The sequence below is a fragment of the uncultured Roseobacter sp. genome (assembly GCF_947499265.1).
Taxonomy (GTDB): domain Bacteria; phylum Pseudomonadota; class Alphaproteobacteria; order Rhodobacterales; family Rhodobacteraceae; genus Roseobacter.
Genome location: NZ_CANMNK010000002.1, coordinates 204,946 through 221,203, shown reverse-complemented (window position 1 = coordinate 221,203; position 16,258 = coordinate 204,946). Strand labels below are relative to the sequence as shown.

The following is a 16,258-nucleotide window of genomic DNA, read 5'->3' as shown; positions in this document are numbered from 1 at the left end:
GTACGCTTCGGTCATTCAAACAACTGCCGCTGAGGTTGCCTGCATGTTTTCGGCGTCAGGCTTCCACCCCCTGGGCCATCTGCAGCAGCTTCTTCGAGAATTTCGCCAATTTCCCGCCGCCACGGACACCACGCAGGCAGTCCTCGGCTTGCGGGCTGAGCGAGGTGGTTTGTGAGGCGACAGAGAGCTCATACAAAAGCTCCAACATGCCGCCAAAATCATGCGGCGTGTCATCCGCGGTAAAATCCAGCACCGCGACCATGGCTTCGCGCACCAGCGTCGCGTTTTGCGGGGCCGTTTGAGTGATCGCACCCAGCCCTTTCGTCCACCGTTTGGTCGGGAGGGCATCGGCCAAGACAAACGCCTTCAACGCCTGTGCAAAGAGCGCAACCTCCAGGCGGTCTTCTGCAAACAATGTGGCAACCGCTTCGCAGGCCAGACCGGAGACGGATTTGTCCTCAGACGCCATATAGTAAACCAGTGTCGCGGCACCCAGCGGTCCACATGGGGGACCCGGTCGGAAGAACGGCTCCAGAAAACCCAGGCAGGGATGATCGGTCAGTTTTTGATCGAGATCCAGCTTGGCGATTGCCGAGCGGAAAAATGGCTCTTGCCACCCCGGTCTGACAAGAGAGGCCCAAGCCACATCCTCGTAAGAGCCACTGCAAGCAAAAACCCCGTATGCGCCCGTCACATGGAACATGGCGGGCAATGCTTTTGTATCCTGCGTAATGGTCAAGGGTTCGGCAATTTTAACGTCGATGTAGCGATAGATATCGCGGTCGATCCGCGCGACCGAGACATCATATTCTGCGGCAATGCCACAATCGGGATGTGGCCTGTCAAACAGCGCGACAATGCGCGGATCGGTCGGACAAGGCTGCCGCGCGGCCCAGGCAGAGGCCCACAGCGCTTGCTGCGATCCGAGGCACGCGTCGGAGCCCAAAGCATAGGCCAGCGCGTGTTCCTGCTCTGTTTTTGGCATAAAACCCACGCGCGCCGTTTCGCGATTGTCTGTAGATAACCGCAACAAGGCCAGCGACAGATCGACCATCCCCGGCGCAACCCCGGCTGCCCGATAAGGTTCAAGCCGGGCCATCAAGGCTACCGGGTCAACGAAGCCGCCGGTATCCGTGGGCGCAGATAGCATCGGCAGGCTGAACCCCGACTGAATACGCTCGATGATTTCGGCGTTGCGATCCCGAAACACGCGGGCAAAGCACCCTTTCGGCACATGAGCGACACTCGGGTTGTAACCCCTCTCGTCCGCAAATTCATGCACTGCAGTGCCCTCGGCGAGCGCTCTGCCGGTCGCCGCCAGAACAACCCTGGTGTAATTCTCGCCCGCATTATTCCAAATCTGTCCAGCACGTTTTTTAAGTGGTGACAGGAGCTTGTCGTCCTTTGTTAATTCTGCGCCGAACCGTGCAATCCCATCGACTGCGCGTTCCACCTCAAACGGATCGCGCGACACCTCCAGCACAGCCAGAAACACCGTAAGCGCCTCGGCAGCATCAGCGACGGGCATGATCTGCTGTGGGATGCTGGTCTGGGCAATGGCCTGACCCGCTTGCGGTGTTTCATGGCTGATCCCCGCCATAGCGGCAATGCGCGCCTGAACCGATGGCGCCACCAGCGGCACATATTGCGCCAGAGCATCCTGGATCGCCGGAGCATCTAGACTCTCAATCAGGTCGAGCGCTTTGGATTGCACATCCGCCTGTTCGGACACCAGTGCGCGTGTCGCCTTTCGGGTCGCGACCTCAGACAACGTCGGATCTCGTTTGACCGCTGATGTGATGAGCCGCAAGGCAGCCACCACGGTACCCTTTTGCCGAGCCTGAAGCGGGCCATCCAGCGCCTCAAGCAGGTCACCGGGCGCGATCTCCTGCGCCTTGTCCAAGGCCTGCACAATCTTGATGGCAAAGGATACCGTTGTCGGGATCGACGACCCCAGCAGCGACACGTATCGCCCTGCCCGCTTGGCAACTTCTTCTGGCGTGGGGCTAAGAGCGGTGTGAAACCGTGCGTACCAGCCTGCACGGAACTGCGCAAAATCGCGGGCGAGCGCTTCCAGCGTCGCATCGAGCATCCTGTCACGGTCCAGCTTGCCTGCGTTCATAAGCGCCAGAAGTTGCGTTGCCCAGCTGCAATCGGGGCTCGCATATTTATCATGCGCCGCGAGGCTGAATTCGCCCCCGCCTTCGACCTCGAAAAAACGCCAGACGTCGTGGTCGAGGAACATATCATCCGCGGAGAGGTCGCGGTATTGTGCGTAGGTTGCGTAGTAGCCAAGAATGAAAGCATCGCTTGTCGGACGGGCGCACAGACCGACCTCCCAAACCGGCGCAATACGCGCGATCCAGTGGGGGCTGTTTTCAACCACCCATGCAACCCATGCATCGGTCCACTCCGGTGACAGGGTGCGCAGGGCGTGTTCGATGCCGAATTTGGTCGGAATAGGATGAAAGAGCAATTTTTTGAGATCGGTCAGGGTCGCCGTCGCCAAAACGCCCACCTGAACCGCCTCAAACGACTTGGCGGTCTTCAGGTTTTGCAACACCTCACCGTAGAAACGCGCGACGTCTTTGCCATGCTTGCGCCGCTCCGCCTGCGGCATGGCGGCCAGCCGTTCCAAGACCACTTCAGGTTGCTTTGTGCGGATCAGCTTGAGGATATCATCGGAATTCATGCCCCTTGCTCCACCTGCATTTCGACCGCCAGCACATGTTTGCACGGGCCCCGGCCCCCGGCATGTTTAGAGTACCAGGGGCAGGTGCAGCGCCAGCCCTCAGCATGCGCGTCTACCCGATGGATCACACCGGCACTGCGCACTTCAGCGCCTTTTCCGATCATCCGTACAGCCCCTTTGTCGAGCAGCTTTTGCGCGGCATTGAGGCGGGGGTTGATCGCCGCGATGCGTTCCAGATCAAACGGCAGAACGCGGTGGAAGTATCTGTTCTCTTTCAGATCAAACCCAAGCAGGCTGACAGCGGCCAGTTCCGCCATCGCGCGGCGGGTATCGCGCAGCGACAAACCCGTTGCAGCGGCGAGAGACACCTCGTCCAACTGTTCCTGCCAGCACAATTGCGCCCGCAGCGCCGCCGCCCCGGACCCGTCCGAGGTTGCAATCTGCGACAGCACCCCCCCATCCCCGGAAAACCCCCGCCACGGATCCGCGTTCAAGACAAGGCACAGGCGCTGAGCAGCAAGCTCTAGCACCCAGGCCGAAGCGCCCGTATCCCGATCGACATAGACCTCCAAACGCTCACACAGCCCAGCCATCACCTCCAAAGCACGCAAACGATGCGCACCACGCAAAGGCACCGCGCTAGGCACCTCACGCATCGTCAAACGCGGCAGATTACCGGCCAGAGTAAGCCATTGAAGATGATCACTCTTTCCGCGCGGCAACTGCCGCAAAAAACGCTGCGCCGCCACAGATTTGAGGGTATAGGCTTTCGTCATGCCCGCCATAACGGTTTGCACCTCGGCAAACCCCTTGATCCACCGCAGGGGCATCGGCACTTTCTTCTCCACGATGGCTTGGCCGTCGCGCGCGACCTCAACCGCATCTGCACCAATCGTCAGGTCCAGCGTGTTGCGCATGCTCATCTGGGCCAGCGCACTCCGCACCTCGGCGCCAAAATCCACGTTCACGGTGCCCTTCCGGCGCAGCGTGGTGTTCAGCGCATTCTGGTCAAGATCAAGCCGGATATAGGCGCTGCAGCAGGCGGAAAAGCCCTCAAACCGGACGGCAGTGCCGCTGACGGTTGCCACCGGATCCGCTTCGCGCAGCAGGCGCGCCAACATTGATGGCGGCACATAGAACCGCGACCCGACAATCTCGGACACGGCCCTGAGACCCCGGGCCGTCACATCCGGATAGAGCGCCCTCGCTTTCAGGAATTGACCCTGGTTCGCAGGCGACGCACTGGTATCGCTTACCAGAGCCAGGGTCTGACCGTCGGCATGATCGCGCAGCGCTGACCGGGCCAGATAACGATAGTTTTGTTCAAGCGCGCTCATTCGGACCACCGGATGATTTCTCTGGCCCCATGCATAGCGATGAATTTCGTCAAGATTTTGATGCAGTGGGAAAAACCGGATCGCTGATGCTTTTTTCTGCGCGAAAGCCTTCGCCATCAGCCATGCTGTGATGCGTTTTCCTCTCCATTTATCGCCCCTATGCTCTGATCGATAGCGCCCACAAAAGACCAAAAGCGCGGACGTCATGTTTCTGTGATCGGAGCGCGATATGCACGGCACAAAAGCAAACTGGCCGGGCAGCAACGTGAATTACCGCACCATCTTCTTGTCGGATATCCATCTGGGCACGCCCGGTTGCCAGGCGGAATTGCTGCTGGATTTTCTGCGTCAACACGAGGCACGGGAATACTATCTCGTCGGTGACATCGTCGATGCCTGGCGCATCCGGCGCAAAGGTTTTCTGTGGCCGCAGGCCCATAATGACGTGGTCCAGACCCTTTTGGCCAAGGCACATGATGGGGCAAAGATCTATTTGATCCCGGGCAATCACGACGAATTTCTGCGTTCCTATCTGGGCACGCATTTTGGCGGCATTGAGGTGCTGCAGAGCGCCGATTTTACCAGCGCCGATGGCAAGCGGTTTCTGGTCACGCACGGGGACCAATTCGACTCGGTGGTGGTCAACGCCCGGTGGCTCGCGCATGTGGGCGACCGGGCCTATGGTTTCATGCTGTGGCTCAATACCCGGCTAAACCGGCTGCGCTGGCTCTGGGGCGGGCAATACTGGTCGCTGTCGAAGTGGGCCAAGCATCAGGTCAAGCAAGCCGTGAACTACATCAGTGAATATGAAAACGTGCTTACAACCGAAGCCCGACGCGGCGGCTATGATGGTGTCATTTGCGGCCACATTCACAGCGCCGCCATCCGCGAGATGGATGGCATTGCCTATGTGAATACCGGCGATTGGGTCGAGAGCTGCATCGCGGTTGTGGAGTTGGACAGTGGCCGCCTGGCCCTGATCGACTGGGAAAACTCTGCCCGGCAATCCCGCAAACGCGCGCGCCTGCGCCGCGCCCGCCGCAAAGACAAGCAACTGGAAAATGTATAGCGAGGCCCAGACCTGATGAACATCTCCGCACAGGCCCAGCTGGACGCCGCCGTTCGGCAAGACACCGATGCAACGACCGGGCATCTGGAACAGCTCTTCTCGCGCCTGTTTCTCGGTCTGGTGTATCCTCAGATCTGGGAGGACCCGGTTGTCGACCTGGCCGCCCTGCAGATCAGCCCCGACGACAATCTGGTCTGCATCGCCTCTGGTAGCTGCAACATGATGTCCTATCTGACCGCCGGACCGGCCTCTGTCACGGCGGTTGATCTGTCACCGGCCCATGTGGCTCTGGGCCGCCTGAAACTGGCCGCGGCACAAAACCTGCCCGACCACGCGGCGCTCTACCAGTTTTTCGGACGTGCTGACATGGCAAGCAATATGCGGCTTTATGACCGCTATCTGCGGCACAGTCTGGATGACCAAAGCCGCGCTTTCTGGGAAGGCGGGTCGCCATTCCGCCGCAGGCTTTCGCTGTTCCAGAAGGGTTTTTACCAATATGGGCTGCTTGGTCGTTTTCTGGGCGCGGTGCATCTGGTCGCGCGTCTCGGCCGTGTTGATTTCTCCAGGCTGTTGGCGGCGCGCACCCAGACTGAGCAGCAGGCCTTTTTCGACACAGAGATTGCCCCGCTCTTTGACATGTGGCTGGTGAAAAAGCTCGCTGGTTTCCGGGCGTCGCTGTTCGGTCTGGGCATCCCGCCTGCGCAGTATGACAAGCTGGCCGCAGATGGGGGTGGCGATGTGCTTCCGGTGCTGCGCGAGCGCGTGCGCAAGCTCACCTGCGACTTTCCAATTCGAGAGAATTACTTTGCCTGGCAAGCATTTGCGCGGTGCTATGATCCCAGCCCGGACGCCGCGCTCCCGCCCTATCTCCAGCCACAGAATTTCGAAGCACTGCGCAGCTATGCCAACCGCGGCAGGATCGTGAACCAATCGCTCACCGACCATCTGGCCACGGCCCCGGACGGCTCGAAACAAGGATATGTGCTTCTGGATGCGCAGGACTGGATGAACGACGCGCAGTTGAACGCGCTCTGGCGCGAGATCACCCGCACGGCCAGCCCCGGCGCACGGGTGATCTTCCGCACCGGCGGCACCGCTGACATCCTGCCCGGGCGCGTGGCCCCTGCCCTGCTTGGGCGCTGGTCATACGACGACGAAGCCTCCAAAGATGGCAGCGCACGCGACCGCTCGGCGATTTACGGCGCCTTTCACCTCTATCACTTCGAAGGCTGATACCCATGCTTGATACAGGTGCCAATTCTCACGCCGACCTGATGAACCAGACCTACCGCCATCAACGGCTGATCTATGATCTGTCCCGGAAGTACTACCTCTTTGGCCGCGACCACCTGATTGCCGGGCTCGCCCCGGAGGAAGGATCGCATGTGCTGGAAATCGCCTGCGGCACCGGGCGCAACCTGCAGGTCGCAGCGCAAAAATATCCGCATTGCGCGTTCTACGGGTTGGACATCTCATCTGAAATGCTGCGATCCGCGCAGGACAAATTGGGGGAGAAGGTGCAGCTCGCCCAGGCAGATGCCTGCCATTTTGATGGTGCGGACCTGTTTAATCGTCCGCACTTTGATCGGGTTTTTATCTCATATGGGATCTCGATGATCCCGGAGTGGGAGGCTGCGCTGAGCATGGCATTTGCCCACCTTGCACCCGGCGGAGAGCTGCATGTGGTCGACTTTTCGGATCAACACGGTTGGCCGCGCTGGTTTGGAGCGGCGCTGAACAAGTGGCTGCGCAAATTCCACGTCAGCCCGCGTATGTCTCTGGCCCCCGTTCTCAGCGAAATCGCGCGCGGCGCTGGCGCAAGCGCGCGCCACCACCAGCTCTATCGCGGCTACGCGCAATATGGGGTGGTCGAAAAGCGGCGCTGACCCGACGCCCCAAGGCCGTTCCTAGCGAGCGGATGCGCGCGCACGCAGCAGGTCAGGTTGCCGTTCAGACTTGGCGGACCAAGCCGCTAGCAGCTTTTGCATTGGCCAGATCCCAAAGCCTTTTCATTGACCCGGCGCGTCAGAGCTTCGCCGCTCTTCACGCGTTCGCTGTAGCGATCAACCAGATAGGCGCTGCTGTCTCTTGTCAGCAGGGTGAATTTCAGCAACTCCTCCATCACGTCGACCATCCGGTTATAGTAAGGTGATGGTTTCATGCGATCGTCGCTGTCGAACTGTTGAAATACTTTTGGAACCGACGACTGGTTCGGGATCGTCAGACAGCGCATCCAGCGGCCCAGGATGCGCAGCTGATTGATCGCGTTGAAGCTTTGCGACCCGCCGCAGACCTGCATGACGGCGAGCGTTTTTCCCTGCGTTGGCCGGACCGCGCCTAGCGAGAGTGGTATCCAGTCGATCTGCGCTTTCATGATCCCGGTCATGGCCCCGTGACGTTCCGGTGAGCACCAGACCATGCCCTCGCTCCAGGTCACCAGATCGCGCAACTCCTGTACCTTGGGGTGTTGTGCATCCGTATCATCGGGCAGCGGCAACCCTGAGGGATCGAAGGTTTTTGCCTCCGCCCCAAGGTGCCCTAAAACGCGTCCCGCTTCTTCTGTCATCAGGCGGCTGAAAGAGCGGGTCCGCAGGGACCCGTACAAGAGCAATATGCGCGGCGGATGCACGCTCCGAGCCTGCGGGAAAAGCTGCGCGTCGTCGATTGGTTGCAGATGCTCGTCATTTAAACTCGGCGTCTCAGACAAGGCGTTCTCCTCTCTCTCAAGATCATCTTACCCCTTTCAGCACAGGGTGAGGTTCATCTGATGACCATCCCATCGCCCGACCGGTTCAAATCGATATGACAACGGTTCTTACAGCGGGACCTATCGCTCTGCTTTCGCGACGCGGCACGAAGACGGTAGGCCATCCCACAGCCTCGGGTGATGCTATCGTTGCTGGGCGACATAAAAAAAGGCCCCGGTGGTGACCGGGGCCTTTAAGGAGCATTGTTGCCAGATTATTCCGCAGGCATCACCGAGGTTTCCGGGTCAATCGTCGTCGCGACACCAGCCGCTTCCCGGCGACCATCGTTGAAGATGGCCTTGATCAAAGCGATGCACATCAGCGCCATGACAATCGAGAACGGAAGCGCCCCGATCACCATCGCGGTCTGAATGGCCCCCGTCCCCCCGGAGATCAGCAGACCGCCAACCACCAGCGCCAGAGCAGCACCCCAGAACAGGATGTGAGGGCGGGCCTTTGGACCTTCGTCACCGGCCGCGTTGATGGTGTTCACGATCAGCACCGCAGAGTCAGCGGAGGTGACGAGGAACGTCATCAGCAGAACCACGATCACAACCGCCATGGCCCAGGCCAGTGCTTGCGCAATGGGCGCCAGCATGAACTCGGTCATCGCAAAGATCTTGTCACCGTTGGCGGCATCAAGGATCAGCCCGTTGGCCTCACCGTTGAGCTCGAGGTCGATCGCTGTGCCACCGGCCCAGGCGAACCAGACAAAGCACATCAGCGACGGTACGATCATCGCACCCAGCACGAATTCGCGGATGCTCCGGCCACGCGAGATACGTGCGAGGAACAGACCCACAAACGGAGCAAAGGCGATCCACCAGGCCCAGTAGAACACCGGCCACCAGCCCTGCCATTGCGTCAGCAGGAAGGCTTCGGACCCTTCGACACCATCAGAGCTGTAGACGTTAAAGCTCAGCCATGGCAGCGCGACCAGGTAGTCCCAAATGCCGACGAAGAAGGCCATCGCCCCGAACCATGTTGCGCCGAAGAGAATGAAGAACCCCAGCAGGAAGATCGAGAGCACCATGTTGATGTTGGATAGCCACTTGATGCCCTTGCCGACACCCGACAGCGCCGAGAGCGTCGAGGCCCCCATGATCACCAGCAAGGCAATCACGATGCCCATCGTGGTCGCAGAGCCATCTTCTAGCGCCAGACCACCGATCCCGATGCGTGTCAGACCGGCCACGAACTGCTCAACACCGAAGCCAAGCGTTTGCGCCACACCGAGAATTGTCGCCACAACGGCCACGATATCGATGAGGTGGCCCACCGGGCCGGACAGGGATTTGCCAAAAAGAGGTGTCAGTGACGAGCGGATCGTCAGCGGCAATCCCCGGCGGTAGCTGAAGAAGGCCAGCGCCAGACCTGCAATCGCGTAACACGCCCAAGCGCCCAAACCCCAGTGCAGGTAGGACCACACATAGGCCGTGCGCACGTTGTCCGCATCAAGAGCGGTTGTCAGACCCTGAATGACCGAAGGGTTGTTCTTGAAGTGGGCGACGGGTTCCGCCACGGCCCATGTCAGCATGCCGACACCGATCCCGGCGCCGAACATCATCGAAAACCATGAGAAATTCGAAAACTCGGGCTTCTCGCCATCGGTGCCCAGATTCAGGCGACCGGCGGTGGGCCAGATGGCCAAACCGATGCAGACGATCACAAAGGCCGTCACCACCCAGATGTACCAGGCCGCGAACTGCGCCAGGATGGCCGTGTTCCAATTGCCCAGAACGGTGCCCGCCTGGGTTGGCCAAACGATACACCAGACCACCAGCATACTAATGATGATCTTACTGATGACGGTTACGTTAACACTGAACCCCCGATAAAAACCGCTGTCAGCGGTCTTAATCGGTAGATCGGATAATGGAGGTTTTATTGACATTATAGTCTCCCTGTTGTTCTCGCGAACGTAGCGCGATCTTAATGGAGATAACAATACGGGTGGCATAATGTTTGACAACTAGAAACTATGTTGTGCATAGTTGCATAATAGAGAAACCTTAGATGGCCAAACGCGCACTCATTCGAAGCCTTACCAATGTCGATATTCGGCTTGTGCGTATCTTCATCACAGTGACCGAATTCGGCGGCTTTGCAGCGTCTGAACTTGAGTTGAACATCGGGCGCTCGACCATTTCAAAGCATATTTCGGACCTGGAACTGCGTGTCGGGCTGAAGCTGTGCAACCGCGGCCCATCCGGGTTTTCGCTGACGCCGGAAGGTGAACAGGTGTTGGTTGCGGCGCGCAGGCTGCTTGCGTCCATCGAAGGGTTTCAATCAGAGATTGACAATATCCAGACCAATCTGACCGGCACCCTGCGGATCGGCCTGTTTGATCAGTCCACGACCAATCCGAATGCCCATATCCACAAAGCCATTCAAAAGTTTGACGATATTGCCCCTGATGTGGCCTTGGAAATCGCCCTCGATCCGCCCAGCTCCCTTGAGGCACGTGTCACCGATGGCACGATGGATGTGGCGATCGTGCCCGTGCACCGCCAATCCACTCTGCTGACATATACCCCCCTCTATACCGAGCACATGACACTTTATTGCGGTGAGGGGCATGCGCTTTTTGACACGCCAAACCACGTAACCGTCAGCGATCTGGCCCTCGCCGATCACAAATACGCAGGCTACGCGTTCAACTCTCCAAACATGAAGGCGGGCATGAACCTTGGCATCAAACGCGCCGCCCGGGTGCAGGAGGAAGAGGCGCTGTCCCTACTCATCCAATCCGGACGCTACCTGGGGTTTCTGGCGGATCACGTCGCCGAGACCTTCCTGCGCAAGGGTACGGTGCGTCCGATTGCACCTGCAGATACCGGCTATTCCAGCACCTTCGCCGCCATCACACGCAAGAAACCGGAACCTGATCGCAAGACAATGGAGTTCGTTGCCTGCCTCAAGGCGTTTCACGCGCAGGAGGTTGACGAACAAGGTCTCTAAAGCTTCGGCGGCAATTTTAGCGCGTATTGTGGACATTTTGACATCGCCTGCCCCTCATTGTCGGCGAGGATTGCCAAGGTGTGGCAGGTAAAACGCCCTGGACCTGGCTGCCGGCGTTTATGTGCAGCAGTGCTTCGCCACCGCATGATCTTCGAGCGACCAAGGACAGCGAGAAGAATTTGAGCGGGGTGGCATGTAGCCCGCGCTCCCGATGGTCAAATTCCGGCTATCTCAAAAGTCGATCCCGAGCGGAGTTTAAGGTTGACCTAAACCATACTTGAGGACCTAGGAACTGTTCATCACGATCAATTTTTGGCGTTAGGCATCTCCATGAGCAATCCTCCTCAATCCCATCAGCTTTCAAGGTTTATCGTCACCAGCGGCATGACAAATCTCGCCGATGGGATTGCTGTGGTCGTATGGGTATGGATCGCGTCTCTGCTGAGCCGCGACCCTTTTCTGATCGCCCTCATGCCCGTCGCCCTCCGTCTGCCATGGTTTCTGTTTGCGTTACCGGCCGGGATTGTCACCGACAGAACAGACCGCCGTCGCCTGATCCTGGCGATGGACATGGTGCGGGCCATCGCCTTCGCCACGGCGGCGCTGGTTGTATGGGCGTCGCAGCCGCTTGCACCGGTGACCGGGGACGGAACCGCGGAGCCAACCTTATTTGCCGCGCTGCTGGGGTGCGCCTTGCTGGTGGGCACCTCTGAGGTTTTCAGGGACAATGCCGCACAGACCATGCTGCCCGCGATTGCCCCGTACGACCAGCTTGAACGCGCCAATGGACGGTTGTGGAGTGCCGAGCTGGTCGGCAACGCGCTCTTGGGGCCAGCGATCGGGGCTTTTCTCATTGGTTGGATCATCTGGCTGCCGTTTGCCCTGAATGCGGTCACCTTTGCGCTGGCCGTGGCGCTGATGCTCAGCTTGCAGGGTTCTTTCAAACCGCGGCGCAATGATGCGCCCAATTGGCGAAAGGAGCTGGGGCAAGGACTGGCATTTCTGCGCGATGCCCCCCTGCTGCGGCTTCTTGCGATCACGACAGGGGCGTGGAACCTCCTGCATCAGATGGTGGTGATCGCGCTGGTTCTGCATGTGCAGGAAAATCTTGGGCTCGCGGCCTGGGGGTTTGGTTTGATCCTCGCGGCCGGTGCCGTCGGAGGTATCCTGGGTGGTTTTGTCGCTGACCGGGTCGTGCGCTGGATGGGCCCTGGTGCGGCGGCGCAATGGATGACGCTGGCCTCGGCCGTGGCCTTTGCGGCCATCCCGCTTGCCCCGAACGGTTTCGTTTTGGCGCTGGTTCTGGCCGCGTTCGAGTTCACCGGGCTGATCTGGAACACCGTATCCGTATCTTATCGTCAAAGGACCATTCCCGATGCGCTGCTTGGCCGCGTGAACAGCGTTTATCGACTTCTGGCTTGGGGCATGATGCCCATCGGGCTTCTCTTGTCCGGGGTTGTCGTCAATGCCGCCACTGTAATCATGGCCCGCGATCTTGCGCTTGCCATGCCGTTTATGGTCGCAGCGGTTGGTGCCGCGCTCTTGACGCTCTTCGTCTGGCGACCTTTGGGACATGGCTTTGCTATTGTTTCGAATTGACAGCATTGAGTGGCGGCAATTGGTTGGCGCGGCTTCGCAATTCTGGGTGAAGAAGCTGTCATCCTCAGTTCAGCAGGTACAAGAGTTTTGACCGCTTTTCGGCGGATATCGCCTTGGCGTCAACGCACTGCGAGCATGCTCTAAAGTGAACTGCCTGTCTGAATTTGAAGATCCGCAACAACAGGTTCGGCTCAACGCGATGTCTTCCGTGTCGCAAAAGCCCGGAGGCCAACCACCGTCCTGATGGTCGCTGCGAGGACCAGCGCGCAAAGCGCCGCCTTTGACACCGTTTCCATCGTGCCCTCAATCAGCATTGCATGGACCACGCTACCCAGCACGATCACAATCGCGAAGGTCGTGTGAACGCGCCGCCACATGCGCACGTTCAGGCGTAACCGCCGACGGAAGGCGACCAAAAACGCTGTTGCGAAGATCGTCCACATGGCGATGACGCCCCAGGCAGAGAATGGGGTGGGTGATACGAATAAAAGTGCGTCGATCACATCTGGCGGACTGGTGATCCAAAGCCCCGCGACATGTATGACCACGGCCATCAACAAGAAAACGCCAACAAAGCGGTGGATTCGTCGTCCGATCTGTACCGTCAGGCCCGGCAAATACCCGCCCGCGAGCAAAGGTTGAACGAGCAAGAGCGACATCGCGATAACCCCGGCAAAGCCAGCCACGATGTAGACCGGATCGCGCCAAGCGAGCAGCGGGCTGGAGGCTGCCGCTGTGATGGGCACAGCAACGGCCATCGCGAGGGCCGCCCATTTCAAGGTAGCGCGCGCGAGGCTCATCCTCGTGGATCAGGCCGACTGAAGGACGAAATGCGCCTCGAGAGTGGTCTCAGCTGCCTTTGACATGACGGGACGCAGGAATACTGTTTCGAAGTCGCCGCTGTCATAGGCGAGATGCCCATGCGGTTGGCCAAATGCGGGGACAATCTGCGGCATCTCCAGGCGAAATTCACCGTTTGCGTCGGTGAGCGTGGCACCATGGCTATGTGGGTCGCGCTCGTGCCCTTCGGTGGTATGCGCCCAGATTTGAATGCGCTGACCGGCAAGCGGTGCGCCATCTCCGGCGCGGCGAACCGTTCCGGTCATCCAGAAGCCCCCGCCCCCAATTTTATCGACAATCGGTGCGCCGGGCAGGTAGTTGTTGGCGCCGCCTCGCATCGAAGCGGTCGGCGCAAGACCCTGAGCCTGAGCCGGCACAATCAGGCCGGAAACGCCCGTTGCGACAGCGGCAGAGCCTGCTGCGAGGATGGTTCTACGGGTAGGACGCTTGGAAATCATCTGGATGCCTCCTGTCGAATCTCTCATTTCCATAGCTTGCTGGACAAAGCCAACGCGCGTTACGCGCAACTCATTCCAAGTTCTATAAATAGGGTATCTCCCGCGCATGACAAACCATAGCCACAGCTTCGTGATGTCATGCGCGACCCCTGGCCGAGGTTCGGCGTGTCCGGGTCGCCTGCCCCAAAGCTGTCATCCGTGCGCCTGCTTTGAATTGACGGCCTTTTTTGCGTGAAACGAGACCAGACCGGTATTCGCAAAATACTTGATACCCTGGGATATTCATGTAGCGCTGTCGCATCACCATCAGCCTGGGACGGGGTACAAATGGGAACGCTTTCCGGCAAAACAGCCATCGTGACAGGCGCATCGGCACCACAAGGGATTGGTCGCGCGATTGCGTTAAGACTGGCGATGGACGGTGCCGACATCGTTGTGGCAGATATCGACGGCACGGTGGAAGTGGCAGGAAAGCCCCGTCTGAGGGCAGACCTGCTCAATGACCTCGTAACAGAGATCAGCCAAGGTCAAAGTCAGGCGATCTCAGTGCAGCTGGATGTCACGTGCCAAGACGACATAGAAACCTGCGTCGCGCAGACCATTTCAGCGTTCGGCCGCATCGATATTCTTGTCAACAACGCGGGATCGCTTGCAGGATCAGCCAATTTTCTTTCGACGACGCCCGATCAATGGGAAACAAGCTTTCGCGTCAATCTGCTGGGTCCGATGATGATGGCACAGGCTGTTATTCCCCGGATGCAAGAGATTGGTGGTGGCCGGATCATCAATATCGGCTCAACAGGCAGTCTCGGCGCGGAGCCGGGATTTGGTGCCTATACTGCGATGAAACATGGTCTTGTTGGGTTATCGAAGACCCTGGCTGCCGAATTCGGAGGTGATGGCATTCTCTGCAACACTGTTTGTCCGGGGTACATTGCGACTGACATGCATTTGGCTGCCAACAATCGGCTGTCTGCTGAAAGCGGTAACTCCCTTGAGGAAACCAAGGCAAATCGCTATGCCAATGTCGCGCTGCAGGATGCGGGTCTGCCAATCGATGTGGCACATGCTGTGGCCTATCTTGTGGGACCACAGGCAAACTATGTCACCGGGATCAACCTGCCCGTTACCGGCGGCGTACCTGTTGGGCTCTAACCTGTGAAATCCGGGGGGGTTGATCTCGAAGAGGCCAGTTTCAGTGCCCTGGGCGGTCTGTTGCTTGACGATAATGGTCCAAGTGCGGTTTCGCGAACATTCGACCGCGACGGTCGGCTTCTTTAAAACGACCGTTCGTGGCTCGCAAAATAGATCAGCTGGTCCAATGTAAGGCCACCAAGCCTGCTCTCTTGGATGACGGCACACGGTTTGTTCCGGTGTTCTCAAATACCTCGTCACCGTGATCAAGACTGATGAAATCAGACGCCCCGAGGCCGGGAATGGCAGGCAACGTCGCTGACAAATGCGCAAACCCGGACTATTTACGCTCAGTTTCACTTGATGATGGAGCCCAGTCCGGATCAAACGCTCTTTGGCGATAGCCCTCCGATTTGGACAGCCAATTGGAAGGCAGCGCTTTCAATGCGGCCAGCAGGTCAGCAGGCACATCAATCCTCAGATCGACGTCTTTCAGCCCTTCCGTTCGCAGCACAACCAGAGCAGTAGATTGCAACGGATCACGTTCGCTACAGGCCTTCTGACGGCCTTGGCGCGTGCTGACCTGTTTGGGATCATTGCGCTCGGCCCAGCCTCTGTCGCGCGTCACCGTCTGCGCATCCGACCTGAATGTCGATCTCAAGTAACAGTCACCACCAGATCTCCCACGCCCGCCACATGACCATGCAGGTTGTCGCCACGCTGAACCGGACCGACACCTGCAGGGGTGCCGGTCAGTATCACGTCGCCCGGCTGCAAGGTAAAGAGCGTGGACAGGATCGAAATCATCTCCGGTGTCTTCCAGATCATCTGGTTCAGATCGCCTGACTGCCGCAGCTCTTCATTGATCTTGAGCCAGATGTCACCCGCGTCGGGATGTCCCACTGCGGATACCGGCATGATTGGTCCGGCGGGCGCAGACATTTCAAAAGCTTTACCAATTTCCCAGGGCCGACCCATTTTCTTCATTTCGCCCTGTAAATCCCGGCGCGTCATGTCGAGGGAAACGCCATACCCAAAGACGCAGTCCAGCGCGTTTTCGACGGGGATGTCTTCGCCGCCGGATTTCAACGCAACCAGAAGCTCAATCTCGTGGTGCACATCCTCGCTCGCCTTTGGATAGGGAAATGTGGTCGCATCCGGCACCAGATTGTCCGGGTTCTTCTGAAAGAAAAATGGGGGTTCCTTATCCGGATCATGCCCCATCTCAACGGCATGCGCAGCGTAATTTCTGCCGACGCAATACACCCGGTGAACGGGAAAGCGATCAGTCGTTCCACTAATTGACAGCGTCGCCTGCTCGGGGGGCGAAAAAGCGTAAGCCACGGCTTGAGCTACAGAGTCCATATAATTGCCTTTCGATTTTCATGCATTTTGAGAGAGGTACGTTGCGGCGCAACAGG

General features: G+C 58.8%; 14 protein-coding genes. 6 read left to right on the top strand and 8 right to left on the bottom strand.

The window, feature by feature from the left end; all coding sequences use genetic code 11:
• Nucleotides 1–55 precede the first annotated feature (55 nt).
• Nucleotides 56–2,692 carry a DUF6493 family protein gene (locus tag Q1A63_RS05735; RefSeq protein ID WP_298970030.1) on the bottom strand — a complete coding sequence of 879 codons (2,637 nt, stop codon included), beginning with the start codon at nt 2,690–2,692 and terminating at the stop codon, nt 56–58.
• Nucleotides 2,689–4,029 carry an SWIM zinc finger family protein gene (locus Q1A63_RS05730; protein ID WP_298970031.1) on the bottom strand — a complete coding sequence of 447 codons (1,341 nt, stop codon included), beginning with the start codon at nt 4,027–4,029 and terminating at the stop codon, nt 2,689–2,691. The genes Q1A63_RS05735 and Q1A63_RS05730 overlap by 4 nt, the downstream gene beginning before the upstream one ends.
• A 229-nt stretch (nt 4,030–4,258) precedes the next feature.
• Between Q1A63_RS05730 and Q1A63_RS05725 the strand changes: the two genes are divergently transcribed.
• The 3 genes from Q1A63_RS05725 to Q1A63_RS05715 are packed head-to-tail and all read left to right on the top strand — an operon-like array spanning nt 4,259 to nt 6,984.
• Nucleotides 4,259–5,098 (top strand): UDP-2,3-diacylglucosamine diphosphatase, encoded by an 840-nt coding sequence (locus Q1A63_RS05725; protein WP_298970032.1) that lies wholly within the window; start codon nt 4,259–4,261, stop codon nt 5,096–5,098.
• A 15-nt stretch (nt 5,099–5,113) separates the two neighbouring features.
• Complete coding sequence (locus Q1A63_RS05720) at nt 5,114–6,331, top strand: DUF3419 family protein (protein WP_298970033.1); 1,218 nt, start codon at nt 5,114–5,116, stop codon at nt 6,329–6,331.
• 5 nt (nt 6,332–6,336) lie between these two features.
• Nucleotides 6,337–6,984: a class I SAM-dependent methyltransferase gene (locus Q1A63_RS05715; RefSeq protein WP_298970034.1), complete on the top strand. Its 648-nt coding sequence runs from the start codon at nt 6,337–6,339 to the stop codon at nt 6,982–6,984.
• An 86-nt stretch (nt 6,985–7,070) separates the two neighbouring features.
• Here the strand turns inward: Q1A63_RS05715 and arsH are convergent, their stop codons facing one another.
• Together arsH and Q1A63_RS05705 are read right to left on the bottom strand one after the other, a co-directional pair.
• On the bottom strand, nt 7,071–7,805 hold the full coding sequence (gene arsH / locus Q1A63_RS05710; protein ID WP_298970035.1) for an arsenical resistance protein ArsH: 735 nt from the start codon (nt 7,803–7,805) through the stop codon (nt 7,071–7,073).
• Between the two features lie 254 nt (nt 7,806–8,059).
• Nucleotides 8,060–9,739 carry a BCCT family transporter gene (locus Q1A63_RS05705; RefSeq protein WP_298970036.1) on the bottom strand — a complete coding sequence of 560 codons (1,680 nt, stop codon included), beginning with the start codon at nt 9,737–9,739 and terminating at the stop codon, nt 8,060–8,062.
• 122 nt (nt 9,740–9,861) lie between these two features.
• On the opposite strand from Q1A63_RS05705, the gene Q1A63_RS05700 reads away from it, so the two are divergent.
• Together Q1A63_RS05700 and Q1A63_RS05695 are read left to right on the top strand one after the other, a co-directional pair.
• Complete coding sequence (locus tag Q1A63_RS05700) at nt 9,862–10,806, top strand: LysR family transcriptional regulator (protein WP_298970037.1); 945 nt, start codon at nt 9,862–9,864, stop codon at nt 10,804–10,806.
• Nucleotides 10,807–11,136: 330 nt separating this feature from the next.
• On the top strand, nt 11,137–12,405 hold the full coding sequence (locus tag Q1A63_RS05695; protein WP_298970038.1) for an MFS transporter: 1,269 nt from the start codon (nt 11,137–11,139) through the stop codon (nt 12,403–12,405).
• 191 nt (nt 12,406–12,596) lie between these two features.
• Here Q1A63_RS05695 and Q1A63_RS05690 read toward each other — a convergent pair whose 3' ends face one another.
• Nucleotides 12,597–13,205 carry a ferric reductase-like transmembrane domain-containing protein gene (locus Q1A63_RS05690; protein ID WP_299630990.1) on the bottom strand — a complete coding sequence of 203 codons (609 nt, stop codon included), beginning with the start codon at nt 13,203–13,205 and terminating at the stop codon, nt 12,597–12,599.
• Between the two features lie 9 nt (nt 13,206–13,214).
• Nucleotides 13,215–13,703: a twin-arginine translocation pathway signal gene (locus tag Q1A63_RS05685; RefSeq protein ID WP_299630989.1), complete on the bottom strand. Its 489-nt coding sequence runs from the start codon at nt 13,701–13,703 to the stop codon at nt 13,215–13,217.
• 327 nt (nt 13,704–14,030) lie between these two features.
• On the opposite strand from Q1A63_RS05685, the gene Q1A63_RS05680 reads away from it, so the two are divergent.
• Complete coding sequence (locus Q1A63_RS05680; RefSeq protein WP_299630988.1) at nt 14,031–14,858, top strand: SDR family oxidoreductase; 828 nt, start codon at nt 14,031–14,033, stop codon at nt 14,856–14,858.
• A 319-nt stretch (nt 14,859–15,177) separates the two neighbouring features.
• Here the strand turns inward: Q1A63_RS05680 and Q1A63_RS05675 are convergent, their stop codons facing one another.
• Complete coding sequence (locus Q1A63_RS05675) at nt 15,178–15,465, bottom strand: hypothetical protein (protein ID WP_299630987.1); 288 nt, start codon at nt 15,463–15,465, stop codon at nt 15,178–15,180.
• 29 nt (nt 15,466–15,494) lie between these two features.
• Nucleotides 15,495–16,202, bottom strand: coding sequence for a fumarylacetoacetate hydrolase family protein (locus Q1A63_RS05670; RefSeq protein ID WP_299499447.1), 708 nt, complete (start codon nt 16,200–16,202; stop codon nt 15,495–15,497).
• Between the last annotated feature and the right edge of the window lie 56 nt (nt 16,203–16,258).

Bases quoted from the DNA above. Each gene is read 5' to 3' on its own strand.
- Q1A63_RS05705 (WP_298970036.1), bottom strand. From the start codon at position 9,739: ATGTCAATAAAACCTCCATTATCCGATCTACCGATTAAGACCGCTGAC.
- Q1A63_RS05715 (WP_298970034.1), top strand. From the start codon at position 6,337: ATGCTTGATACAGGTGCCAATTCTCACGCCGACCTGATGAACCAGACC.
- Q1A63_RS05690 (WP_299630990.1), bottom strand. From the start codon at position 13,205: ATGAGCCTCGCGCGCGCTACCTTGAAATGGGCGGCCCTCGCGATGGCC.
- Q1A63_RS05720 (WP_298970033.1), top strand. From the start codon at position 5,114: ATGAACATCTCCGCACAGGCCCAGCTGGACGCCGCCGTTCGGCAAGAC.
- Q1A63_RS05685 (WP_299630989.1), bottom strand. From the start codon at position 13,703: ATGATTTCCAAGCGTCCTACCCGTAGAACCATCCTCGCAGCAGGCTCT.
- Q1A63_RS05735 (WP_298970030.1), bottom strand. From the start codon at position 2,692: ATGAATTCCGATGATATCCTCAAGCTGATCCGCACAAAGCAACCTGAA.
- Q1A63_RS05725 (WP_298970032.1), top strand. From the start codon at position 4,259: ATGCACGGCACAAAAGCAAACTGGCCGGGCAGCAACGTGAATTACCGC.
- Q1A63_RS05730 (WP_298970031.1), bottom strand. From the start codon at position 4,029: ATGAGCGCGCTTGAACAAAACTATCGTTATCTGGCCCGGTCAGCGCTG.
- Q1A63_RS05670 (WP_299499447.1), bottom strand. From the start codon at position 16,202: ATGGACTCTGTAGCTCAAGCCGTGGCTTACGCTTTTTCGCCCCCCGAG.
- Q1A63_RS05680 (WP_299630988.1), top strand. From the start codon at position 14,031: ATGGGAACGCTTTCCGGCAAAACAGCCATCGTGACAGGCGCATCGGCA.
- Q1A63_RS05700 (WP_298970037.1), top strand. From the start codon at position 9,862: ATGGCCAAACGCGCACTCATTCGAAGCCTTACCAATGTCGATATTCGG.
- Q1A63_RS05695 (WP_298970038.1), top strand. From the start codon at position 11,137: ATGAGCAATCCTCCTCAATCCCATCAGCTTTCAAGGTTTATCGTCACC.